10 protein-coding genes and 1 riboswitch are annotated in these 10,545 nt (G+C 65.0%); of the genes, 5 read left to right on the forward strand and 5 right to left on the reverse strand.

Annotated features, from left to right (window positions below; translation table 11 throughout):
* Positions 1-61: 61 nt before the first annotated feature.
* Positions 62-715, reverse strand: coding sequence for a YiaD family glycine zipper/OmpA-like lipoprotein (locus tag NAO55_RS18030; RefSeq protein ID WP_102840625.1), 654 nt, complete (start codon positions 713-715; stop codon positions 62-64).
* Between the two features lie 140 nt (positions 716-855).
* Complete coding sequence (locus NAO55_RS18035) at positions 856-1,500, reverse strand: MBL fold metallo-hydrolase (protein ID WP_102840624.1); 645 nt, start codon at positions 1,498-1,500, stop codon at positions 856-858.
* A gap of 180 nt (positions 1,501-1,680) precedes the next feature.
* Here NAO55_RS18035 and NAO55_RS18040 point away from each other — a divergent pair, with 180 nt between their 5' ends.
* Positions 1,681-3,720 (forward strand): ATP-binding protein, encoded by a 2,040-nt coding sequence (locus NAO55_RS18040; RefSeq protein WP_102840623.1) that lies wholly within the window; start codon positions 1,681-1,683, stop codon positions 3,718-3,720.
* Positions 3,721-3,744: 24 nt separating this feature from the next.
* Here NAO55_RS18040 and NAO55_RS18045 read toward each other — a convergent pair whose 3' ends face one another.
* Together NAO55_RS18045 and NAO55_RS18050 are read right to left on the reverse strand one after the other, a co-directional pair.
* Positions 3,745-5,415, reverse strand: a complete 1,671-nt coding sequence (locus tag NAO55_RS18045) for a fatty acid--CoA ligase (RefSeq protein WP_256431798.1) — start codon at positions 5,413-5,415, stop codon at positions 3,745-3,747.
* A 97-nt stretch (positions 5,416-5,512) separates the two neighbouring features.
* Positions 5,513-6,142: a LysE family translocator gene (locus tag NAO55_RS18050; RefSeq protein ID WP_102840621.1), complete on the reverse strand. Its 630-nt coding sequence runs from the start codon at positions 6,140-6,142 to the stop codon at positions 5,513-5,515.
* A 71-nt stretch (positions 6,143-6,213) separates the two neighbouring features.
* On the opposite strand from NAO55_RS18050, the gene NAO55_RS18055 reads away from it, so the two are divergent.
* The 4 genes from NAO55_RS18055 to NAO55_RS18070 all read left to right on the forward strand — a co-directional run bounded on the left by NAO55_RS18055 (position 6,214) and on the right by NAO55_RS18070 (position 9,620).
* Positions 6,214-7,173, forward strand: a complete 960-nt coding sequence (locus NAO55_RS18055; RefSeq protein WP_102840620.1) for a 2-hydroxyacid dehydrogenase — start codon at positions 6,214-6,216, stop codon at positions 7,171-7,173.
* A gap of 71 nt (positions 7,174-7,244) precedes the next feature.
* The gene (locus NAO55_RS18060) at positions 7,245-8,243 is read left to right on the forward strand and encodes a methyltransferase (RefSeq protein WP_102840619.1); all 999 of its coding nucleotides are present in this window, start codon (positions 7,245-7,247) and stop codon (positions 8,241-8,243) included.
* Positions 8,244-8,297: 54 nt separating this feature from the next.
* Positions 8,298-8,415, forward strand: a riboswitch (yybP-ykoY riboswitch).
* A gap of 89 nt (positions 8,416-8,504) precedes the next feature.
* On the forward strand, positions 8,505-9,092 hold the full coding sequence (locus tag NAO55_RS18065) for a TMEM165/GDT1 family protein (protein WP_063544563.1): 588 nt from the start codon (positions 8,505-8,507) through the stop codon (positions 9,090-9,092).
* A gap of 84 nt (positions 9,093-9,176) precedes the next feature.
* Complete coding sequence (locus tag NAO55_RS18070; RefSeq protein ID WP_102840618.1) at positions 9,177-9,620, forward strand: ester cyclase; 444 nt, start codon at positions 9,177-9,179, stop codon at positions 9,618-9,620.
* Between the two features lie 26 nt (positions 9,621-9,646).
* On the opposite strand, the gene NAO55_RS18075 is transcribed toward NAO55_RS18070, so the two are convergent.
* Complete coding sequence (locus NAO55_RS18075) at positions 9,647-10,465, reverse strand: M48 family metallopeptidase (RefSeq protein ID WP_063544559.1); 819 nt, start codon at positions 10,463-10,465, stop codon at positions 9,647-9,649.
* Positions 10,466-10,545: the final 80 nt, after the last annotated feature.

Raw genomic sequence — 10,545 nt, forward strand, 5'->3', positions numbered from 1 at the left:
TAAGCAGGCCCTGCAAACTCCGGCTGACGGGGACTCAACCAACCGGCCGCCGGGACGGCGATTACAGCCGACGGAGATTGATCTCGACGCGGCGATTCTGCGCGCGACCAGCAGCAGTGTCGTTGCTCGCGATCGGCTGGCTCGGGCCGGCGCCGTAGGACGAAATGCGCGCAGGGGCGACGCCATTGGCGATCAGGTAGGACGCGACGCTCTGCGCGCGGCGGTTGGACAGGTCCTGGTTGAGCTGCAGCGAGCCGGTGCTGTCGGTATGGCCGACGATATCGACACCGTTCTTGTTGAACTCCTTGAAGACCTGCACCAGCGAGTTCAGGGTGGGGTAGAAGCTGCTGGAAATGTCCGCGGAGTTGCTGGCAAAGGTGATATTGCCCGGCATGATGAGGGTCAGGTTGTCGCCGTTGCGCTGCACCTGAACACCGGTGCCCTGCAGCGTCTGGCGCAGCTTGGCTTCCTGGGTATCGACGTAGTAACCGTAGCCACCGCCCGCCGCACCACCCACCGCGGCGCCGATCAGCGCGCCCTTGGTACGGTCCTTCTTGCTCGAAGTCGCCGCGCCGATGACTGCACCGCTGACCGCACCGATGCCGCCGTAGATACCAGCCTTACCTGCCTGCTGCTCGCCGGTATAGGGATTGGTGGTGCAACCAGCCAGCAGGACGACACCCGCTGCGAGAGCGGTGATGTTCAGCTTTTTCATAGGTACTTCCTTCTCTCGACAGTTACCAGGGCGATCCCGTGCTCATGCGAGCCCAGCCCTGAGTGCGGCGCTAGATTAACACCGACCATGACTAGCGATTGGAACCGTGCAGCAGAACCCGCGCAACGCCCCCTGCCTGCTCAGCCACGGACGAAAGGATTTTCGCGCATCTCGTCGCCCAGCCGGGTGTCCGGACCGTGGCCCGTCACCACCGTGGCCTCCTCATCAAGCTTGTAGAGCCGCTGCCTGATGGAGCGCTCGATCGCCGCGTAGTCGCCGCCCCACAGGTCGGTCCGCCCGATACCGCGGCGGAACAGGGTGTCACCGGCGATCAGCAGCTTGGCGTCGGCGAACCAGAAGCTCATCGAGCCCGGCGTATGCCCGGGTGTATGCAACGCCACGCCGCAGCCGCAGGCCAGCTCCTCGTCATCCGCCAGCCACCGATCGGGCGCCGGCACCGGCGTATAGGGCACGCCAAACAGGCGGCACTGCATCTCCAGATTGTCCCAGAGAAACTGATCGGCCTTGTGCAGATGCAGCGTGGCTCCGGTGCGCTCCTTCATCTTGCCGGATGCAAGAAAGTGATCCAGATGCGCATGAGTATGGATGATGCTTACCACTTTCAGACCATGAGCGTCCAACCGCGCCATGATCAGCTCAGGATCGCCGCCTGGGTCGACGACGATGGCCTTCTTGCTCAGCGGGTCGCCAATGATGGTGCAGTTGCACTGCAAGGGGCCGACGGGAAAGGTTTCGCGGATCAAGGTGGGTCCAGTGTCAGTCATGACATCCTCAAGCAGGGCAAGGTTAATCGCGGCGCTGGCGCAGCAAGCAACAGATTGCCGCCTGCGTGGACGACAGGCAATCACGCGGGCCGCCCGTGACCTGGCGGGCAATTTTCCCGCTGCGATGGAGTCACTACATAGACGCGCATGAGGCGCGCCGCAAAAGGGAACCTGATCGTTATGCATGATTTGCAGGCAATCATCGACGGCCTGCCCGGTATTTACCTGATCGTGGTGGCGGACGCCGATTACACCATGGTTGCCTGTAGTGATGAGCGACTGCGCATCACTATGACTCGCCGCGAGGACGTAATCGACAAGCCGCTATTCGAGGTGTTCAGCGACCAGCAACCGGACAACCCGAACTCGGGCGCCGCGACGTTGCGACGTTCACTGCAACAGGTAATCGCCACCGGGCAGCCCCAGCGCCTGACCCAGGTGCGCTACGCGATTCGGCGCCCCGATTCCAGCGGCGGCGGTTTCGAGGAGCGCTTCTGGAACGTGGTCAACGCACCGGTGAAGGACGCCGAGGGACGGGTGCGCTATATCATCCACCGGGTCGAGGATGTCACTGCACAGCTGCACGCCCAGGAACTGGCCCGCGCTCAACTGCAGGAAAGCGACGAGCGCCTGAATGCCGCGCTGCTGGTATCGGGCACCGGAACCTTCTACTGGCAGCTCGCCAGCGGGCAAATCGACATGGACGCAGCAATGTTGCGCCTGGTGAGCATGGAGGGCTTCGGCGAGATCTACCTGAGCGACCTGCTCGCGCGCGTGCATCACAATGACCGCGAGCGCATGGCAGCTTTGGCCGAGCGCTGCGCCACGAGCGGTGACGATTTCGAGATGCACTTTCGCGTGCTGCTACCGGCCCTCGGTGAGCGCTGGCTGTTCGGTCGGGCGATGAACGTCAGCGACCAGGCCGGGCAACCTTCCTACCTGGTCGGCGCGTGCATTGACGTCACCGACCACAAGCGCACCGAACTGGCCCTGCAGCGGCTCAACGACACCCTGGAAAGTCGTGTCGAAGAAGCCATCGCCGCCCGCGCCGCCGCCGAATCGGCCCTGCACCAGGCGCAGAAGATGGAGGCGGTAGGCCAGCTCACCAGCGGCCTCGCCCATGACTTCAACAACCTGCTGGGTGGCATCGTCGGCGCGCTGGGCCTTCTCGGCCGGCGCCTGGATCAGGGCCGCCATGACGAGCTGCACCGCCATCTCGACAGTGCGCTGAGTTCCGCTGACCGGGCGGCAGCGCTGACTCACCGGTTGCTGGCATTCTCCCGGCGTCAGCCGTTGCATCTTCGCCCGACCGACGCCAACGCGCTGGTCGATGGCATGCGCGAATTGCTGCAGCGAACCATCGGCCCGCTGGTGACCTTCGACCTGGCATTGGCGCACAACCTCTGGCTGACCCGGTGCGACGCCAATCAATTGGAGAATGTATTGTTGAACCTGGCGCTCAATGCGCGAGACGCCATGCCCGACGGCGGCCGCCTGGGCATCAGGACCGCTAACCAGACACTCGATGAATCAGCTGCCGCGCGCCTGGGCATGACTGCAGGCGACTACGTGGTGTTGAGCGTGGAAGACACGGGCAGTGGTATCGCCCCGGAAAAGCTGCCCTACGTTTTCGACCCCTTCTTCACCACCAAGCCGCTGGGCGCCGGTACCGGGCTCGGCCTGTCGATGGTCTACGGTTTCGCCCGCCAATCGGGAGGCAGTGCTCAGATCGACAGTACGCCCGGACAGGGCACCTCGGTCTGCCTGTATCTGCCGCGCTACAGTGGCGCGCTGAGCGAGCAGACGGAGCAGACGGCTCCGCGACAGCTGCCGAGCGGCATAGCCGGCCGGCGGGTGCTGGTGGTGGATGACGAGGACAGTATCCGCACGCTGGTCTGCGAGGTGCTGGAGGAAATGGGTCACCGGACGTTGCAGGCGGCCAATGGCGTCACCGCCCTCGACCTGCTGGCGGAGACCGGTTCGATAGACCTGCTGATTACCGATATCGGTCTGCCTGGCGGCATGAACGGCCACCAGTTCGCCGAGCAGGCGCGCCGGCAGCTACCCGACCTGAAGGTGCTGATGATCACTGGTTACGCCGAGCAGGCGCAGTTCGCGGAGCAACCCTCGGCACCAGCGCAGGAGGCGCTTGGCAAACCCTTCACGCTGGATGCCTTGCAGACGCGGGTGCAGACGCTGCTGGAGTCCACCCCCGCCTAGCCGAACGCCTCAGCGCGAGGCCTGTTACGCACTCTCCTCCTGCCAGCGGGCGATTTCGCTGCGGATGCGCTTCTTGTCCAGCTTGCCGACGCTGGTCTTGGGAATCTCGCTCACCACGGCGATCTGCTGGGGAATCGCCCACTTGTTGATATGGCCTTCGGCAACCGCCGGCTCGAGGAAGGTACGCAGCTGTTCGGCATTCAACTCTTGGCCTTCGCCCAGCACCACCAGTGCGAAGGGCCGCTCACCCCAGCGCTCGTCCGGTACCCCGACCACGGCCACGTCACGCACAGCCTCGTGGCGGCTGATCAGTCCTTCCAACGTCAGTGACGACAACCACTCCCCGCCAGTCTTGATCACGTCCTTGATGCGGTCGCGGATCTCGATATTGGCCATCTCGTCGATCACCGCGACGTCACCGGTATGCAGCCAGCCGCCGGCCCAGAGCTCCTCGCTCTTCTCCGGCTCGTTGTAGTAGCCCTGGGTCAGCCACGGCGCCCGCAGTACCAGCTCGCCCTGAGAGGCGCCATCCGCCGGCAGGAAACTGCCATCGGCGGCCTGGATCGCCGCATCGACCAGCACCACCGGCACGCCGGCCTTGAGGTGGAAGGTGCTGCGCGTGTCCTCGTCGGCCTCGAGCAACTCGTCGTTGATGTGCGCTCCTGAGATCAGCGGGCAGGTCTCGGACATGCCGTAGGCGGCAATCAGATTCATACCGGACGCCTTTGCCTGGTCGTAGAGGCCGCGGGTCAGCGCGCTGCCGCCGATGGTGATCTTCCAGCCCTTGAAGTCGGTGCCCTGGGCGGCCTTGGCATTGAGCAGCATCTGCACGATGGTCGGCACGCAATGGGAGAAGGTCACCTGCTCGCGGCGCCAGAGATCGATCAGGTACTCGGGGTCGTAGCGGCCCGGATAAACCTGTTTGAGACCGAGCATGGTGGCAACATAGGGCAGCCCCCATGCATGCACGTGGAACATCGGTGTGATCGGCATGTAGACGTCGTCCGAGCCCATCAGCCGCGGATTTTCCCGACAGCCGACGGTCACCGCCGCGGCCAGGGTGTGCAGCACCAGCTGGCGATGGGTGAAGTACACGCCTTTGGGGTTGCCGGTGGTGCCCGTGGTGTAGAAGGTCGTGGCGACCGAATCCTCGTCGAAGTCCGGGAAGTCATAGCTCGGCGCAGCGGCGGCCAGCAGGCTTTCGTATTCGCCGACGCAATCCGGCAGGCCTACGTCGTGCGCGTCGCCATCGGTGAGCAGCAGTGTCTTCTGCACGGTGGTCAGCTGCCCGGCGATCGCCTGGTACAGCGGCACGAACTCGCTGTTGACCAGTACGAAACGGTCGTCGGCGTGGTTCATGGTGTAGAGGATCTGATCCGGTGAAAGCCGCACGTTGATGGTGTGCACCACCGCGCCGATCATCGGGATGGCGAACATGCATTCGAGGTAGCGGTGGCTGTCCCAGTCCATCACCGCCACCGTATCGCCCGGCTTGACCCCGGCCGCAGTCAGCACGTTGGCCAGCTGCGCGACCCGTTCGTTGAGGGTGCGGTAGTCGTAACGCAGCTGGTCGCGGTAGACGATTTCCCGGCTGCGCTCGTAGCGCACGCCGGACAGCAGCAGGCGCTTGATCAGCAGGGGATACTGGTAGGCGTTCGCCGCGGGCTTGATGACACGGGTCTGCATGGGGGGCATCCTGTTCTTGTTGGACTTGTACGCTGCACTCTAGAGCGTCGCCCCCCAGGCAAAATCAGTCCAAAGGATTATTTTCCCCACACCTCGTTTCAGCGTGTTAACCGACTTCGCTCAGGGCCAGGCGAGCACCAAGGCCGATCAGCACCGCCCCCGTCAGCCGATCGAACCAGTGGCCAATGCGCGCGAAGCCAGCACGCACGCGGCCTCGACTGAACAGCCAGGCCACCAGCAGGAACCACAGCGCGGTCGCGCCGGCGAGATAGACGCCGTAGCCGGCCTGCACCAGCAGCGGCGTATCGGGGCTGATCACGACGGTGAATAGCGAGAGGAAGAACAGCGTGGCCTTGGGATTCAGGCCATTGGTGACGAAGCCGATCACGAACGCCCGCCACGCGCTTCGCGCCACCGGTGCGTTCGCCCCGTCGATCGCCTCCAGGCTCATCGGCCGCGCCCGCAGCGCTCGCCAACCGAGGTACACCAGATAAGCGGCCGCCAGCCACTTGAAGAGGTTGAACAGCACAATCGACTGCGAGACGATCAGGCCGATGCCGAGCAGGGAATAGGCGACATGGACGAATATTCCGCAGCCGACTCCCAGCGCCGTCCAGCTACCCGCACGCCGGCCCTGCGCCACGCTTTCGCGCACCACCACCGCGAAATCCGGGCCGGGGCTCGCCACCGCGAGCAGATGCACCAGCGCCACGGTCATAAACTCCATCCAGTACACAATCCGCTCTCCACGCTTAAGCCGGGCTAGACATTGTCGTCCAGCCCCGGCGACTTCGAAAGGTACAGTTGATGCCCATTCGCGCCGTTTTCCTCGACCTCTCCCCGCTCGATCAGGGCGATCTCGATCTCGTCCCGCTGCGCAGCGCCTTCGACGAGCTGGTCTGCCATGAACTGAGTTCGCCGGACCAGATCGTCGAGCGTCTGCGCGGCGCCCAGGTGGCCATCGTCAACAAGGTGGCGCTTGATGCAGAGACGCTCGCCGCCTGTCCGGAACTCAAGCTGATCCTCGTCTCGGCCACCGGCGTCAACAACATCGACCTGCAGGCCGCCCGCGAACGCGGCATCGTCGTCAGCAATTGCCAGGCCTACGGCACCCCAACCGTCGCCCAGCACACCCTGATGCTGCTGCTGGCCCTGGCCACGCGGCTGCCCGACTACCAGGCCGCCGTCGCCCGCGGACGCTGGCAGGAAAGCGGACAGTTCTGCCTGCTCGACTTCCCGATCGTCGAGCTGGACGGCAAGACCCTCGGCCTGCTCGGGCATGGCGAGCTGGGCAGTGCCGTGGCGAAGCTGGCCGAAGCTCTGGGCATGCGCGTGCTGGTCGGCAACCTGCCGGGACGGCCGAAGCGCCCGGATCGCCTCGACCTGGACGAGCTGCTGCCACAGGTCGATGCACTGACCCTGCATTGCCCGCTGACCGAACAGACGCGCAATCTCATCGGTGCCCGCGAGCTGCAGCTGATGAAGCCGAGCGCCTTCCTGATCAACGCCGCCCGTGGCGGTCTGGTGGACGAACAGGCACTGGCCGATGCGCTGCGCCGCGGCCACCTGGGTGGCGCCGCCACCGACGTGCTGACCAGCGAGCCGCCACGCGACGACAACCCGTTGCTCGCCCCGGACCTGCCGCGCCTGATCATCACGCCGCACAGCGCCTGGGGTAGCCGCGAGGCACGCCAGCGCATCGTCGGCCAGCTGGCCGAGAACGCCACGGCGTTCTTCGCCGGAAGCCCACGCCGCCAGGTCAATTGAGCCGGGCAACTACGACTTGCGAGGGAAGCCACCGCGCCCCTAAGCTTCCGGCCTTTTTCAGGGAGACCCCAATGGACCCGCGAAGCGAAGTGCTGCTGCGTCAGGCCGAGCTGTTCGGCGGCCGGGTATTGCTCGCCGGCCTGCCGGCCGACGATCTGCTGGGGCAGCTGACAGGCGCTACCGCCTGGAGCTGGCACGCCGGCGAACAGCAGCAGCTGGACAAGCGCTTCGGCGGGCGCTGCAGCTTCGGCGTTGCCCCGCCGCAGGGGGTGTTCGACACGGCGGTGCTGTTCCTGCCGAAGTCCCGCGAGCTGACGGACTATCTGTTGCAGGCCCTGGCGGCACGTTTGCCCGGCCGACCGCTGTACCTGGTGGGCGAGAAGCGCGGCGGCATCGAACGCGCCGCCAAGCAGCTGGCCAGTTTCGGCCGCGCGCGCAAGCTCGACAGTGCCCGTCACTGCCAGCTCTGGCAGGTCGAGGTCGAGCAGGCGCCCGCCGCGCCGGATCTCGATGCGCTGGCCAGCCGTTTTACCCTGCAACTGGCTGACGGGCCGCTCGAGGTGGTCAGTCTGCCGGGTGTGTTCAGCCATGGCCGCCTGGATCTGGGCAGCGCCCTGTTGCTCGAGCACCTCGACGACTTGCCCGGCGGCCGACTGCTGGATTTCGGCTGCGGTGCCGGCATTCTCGGTGCCACGCTGAAACGCCGTTATCCGCAAAGCGAGCTGGTGCTGCTGGACGTCGACGCCTTCGCCGTCGAGAGCAGTCGCCGGACGCTCGCCGCGAACGGGCTCGAAGCTGAAGTCATTGCCGGCGATGGCATCGACGCCGCGCCTCGGCAACTGGCTGCGATCGTCAGTAACCCGCCGTTCCATCAGGGCGTGCACACCAGCTACCGGGCCAGCGAGACGCTGATCGAACGCGCCGCCGAGCACTTGGTCAGCGATGGCGAGCTGCGGCTGGTAGCCAACGCGTTCCTCAGGTATCCCCCCCTGATCGAGCAGCATCTTGGCCCCTGCCACACGCTCGCCGAGCGCGACGGCTTCCGTATCTACCGCGCCGTGCGGCCCTGATGCCCGCGACCGGCGGTTGCACCGAACGGCCGGTTGCGGCAAACTCGCCGCCGTCCTTGGGGGAGTAGTCTCCGACGAGCGCCCTGCTCGTCCGGCATGCGTCAACATACTTGGTCCACAGACCATGGCGCATGCGACCGGCCAGCGCGTAACGATACGCCAGGTCAGGTTTGACAAGACCCATGACATGTACACCTGACCCGGGCGGGCAGGCTGCGCATGTCATGGTGAATCTGTCGACCCGCCCTAAAGGAATGCCGCTTGGAATCGTTTTTTGTCCCCACTCTGATCGTTGCGCTCGCCGAAATCGGCGACAAGACGCAGTTGCTCGCACTGCTGCTGGCGGCGCGTTACCGGCGCCCCTGGCCGATCATCTGGGGCATCGTCGTCGCCACCTTGGCCAACCATGCCGCCGCCGGTGCGGTCGGCAGCTGGGTATCGAGCCTGCTCTCGCCGGTAGCGCTGAGCTGGATACTGGCAGCCAGCTTCGCCGCCGTGGCGCTGTGGACGCTGGTGCCGGACAAACTCGATGACGACGACGCCAAGCTGGGCCGCCCCTACGGCCCCTTCGTCGCGACAACGATCGCCTTTTTCATTGCCGAGATGGGCGACAAGACCCAGGTCGCGACCGTGATGCTCGCCGCGCAGTATCCGGAGTTCGTGCTGGTCATCCTCGGCACCACGGTCGGCATGCTGCTGGCCAACGTTCCGGTGGTACTGGCCAGCCACTTCGCCGCCGACCGGCTGCCGCTGACGCTGATCCGCCGGGTCGCCGCCGCCGGCTTTGCCGCGTTGGCGCTGTACGCCGGCTATCAGGCGCTGACCATGAGCACGATTGTCTCAGGCTGATACCCAGCGCAAATCTGCGCAACCGGGGAGCTGATAGAGTGCGCTACCGCAGCGCACATCAGCGCCCCGAGGAGATCAGGCTGCATGTCAGCGGATGGACGCAAGAAACGAGTCTGCAACCATATCGATCTGAGCTGGAACAAGGGCCGCCTGGCCCTTTCCGAACAGATGCAGAGCAAGTATTTCGCCTACAAGGGCTCATTCATTGGCCAGCCGCTGAACAGCGCAGGCTTCGCCGAGCTCGTGCGCAATGTGCGTAGCGCCATGCCGGACCTGGAAGTGGTGGTGGACGAGTGCATCTGCGAGGGCCACAAGGTGGTCACCTCGAGCACGGTGATGGGAACACTGGCGACGCCGCTGTTCGGCTATTCGGCCACCGACAAGATCCTCGCCATCGCCGCCATGAGCGTCTGGACGCTCAATCCGGCCGGCGATATCGAGGAAATTCACACACTGATCGATCTCGAGGGCGTGCACCAGCAGCTGGGTATCGAAACACCTCTCTCGACGCTGCTGTCGCCGACCTGAGCGGTCGGCGAGCAGCGTCGCCTTGGTCAGCGGCCGCTGCGGGCCTGCTCGTAGAGCGGCATCACTTTCGGAATATTGGCACGCAGCGCCGCGGTGCGAGTCGCCGAGGAAGGGTGGGTGCTCATGAACTCAGGCGGAGCCGAACCACCGGCCGAGGCCATCTTTTCCCACAGCGTGATCGCCGCGTTCGGGTTGTAACCGGCACGAGCGGCCAGTTCCAGACCGATCAGATCCGCTTCGTTCTCGTTGCCGCGGCTGTTGGGCAGCGTCATCAGGTATTCGACGCCCATGTTCGCCAGCTGCAGGCCACCCGTACCGACCCCCATAGCCGAACCCAACTGAGTCGCCATCTGCACGCCGTAGGCCTTGGACATGGCTTCGCGGCCGTGCTCACGCAATGCGTGGGCGATCTCGTGGCCCATCACCGCCGCGATTTCGTCGTCAGTGAGTTTCAGCTTCTCGATCAGGCCGGTGTAGAAGATGATCTTGCCGCCCGGGCCGCAGTTGGCGTTGAGCTCCGGACTGTCGATGACGTTGACCTGCCAGTCCCATTGCGTGGCATCGGGACGGAACACTCCGACCTTGGCGATCAGCCGCTGGGCAATGCCATTGACCCGCTTGGCGATTGCACTGTTCTTCTCCAGCACACCCTTGCTCGACGCCGCACTGAGCGTCTCCTGGTAGGACTGGGCATACATCTGGTTGACCTGCTCGGTCGACAGCATGCTGAACATGTACTGCTTGCGGTCGACGCCTACGGCGCCACCGCTGGTGGTGTTGACGGCCTGACAGCCCGCCAGCACGACAGCAGCGGCCAACAGCGACAATCTGTGCGGCTTGAACATCGAGTTTCTCCGGAAAACCTGCGCCGTATCCTAGGGTCTGTTCCCGTTTCGTCGCAAGCCACGTTGCTGCGCCAAATGGC

It is taken from the genome of Stutzerimonas frequens (assembly GCF_024448335.1).
In the GTDB taxonomy this organism is placed as follows: domain Bacteria; phylum Pseudomonadota; class Gammaproteobacteria; order Pseudomonadales; family Pseudomonadaceae; genus Stutzerimonas; species Stutzerimonas frequens.

What these genes read in the sequence shown, in the direction of transcription:
- NAO55_RS18030 (WP_102840625.1), bottom strand. Translation starts at nt 715, where the DNA reads ATGAAAAAGCTGAACATCACCGCTCTCGCAGCGGGTGTCGTCCTGCTG.
- NAO55_RS18035 (WP_102840624.1), bottom strand. Translation starts at nt 1,500, where the DNA reads ATGACTGACACTGGACCCACCTTGATCCGCGAAACCTTTCCCGTCGGC.
- NAO55_RS18040 (WP_102840623.1), top strand. Translation starts at nt 1,681, where the DNA reads ATGCATGATTTGCAGGCAATCATCGACGGCCTGCCCGGTATTTACCTG.
- NAO55_RS18045 (WP_256431798.1), bottom strand. Translation starts at nt 5,415, where the DNA reads ATGCCCCCCATGCAGACCCGTGTCATCAAGCCCGCGGCGAACGCCTAC.
- NAO55_RS18055 (WP_102840620.1), top strand. Translation starts at nt 6,214, where the DNA reads ATGCCCATTCGCGCCGTTTTCCTCGACCTCTCCCCGCTCGATCAGGGC.
- NAO55_RS18060 (WP_102840619.1), top strand. Translation starts at nt 7,245, where the DNA reads ATGGACCCGCGAAGCGAAGTGCTGCTGCGTCAGGCCGAGCTGTTCGGC.
- NAO55_RS18070 (WP_102840618.1), top strand. Translation starts at nt 9,177, where the DNA reads ATGTCAGCGGATGGACGCAAGAAACGAGTCTGCAACCATATCGATCTG.
- NAO55_RS18075 (WP_063544559.1), bottom strand. Translation starts at nt 10,465, where the DNA reads ATGTTCAAGCCGCACAGATTGTCGCTGTTGGCCGCTGCTGTCGTGCTG.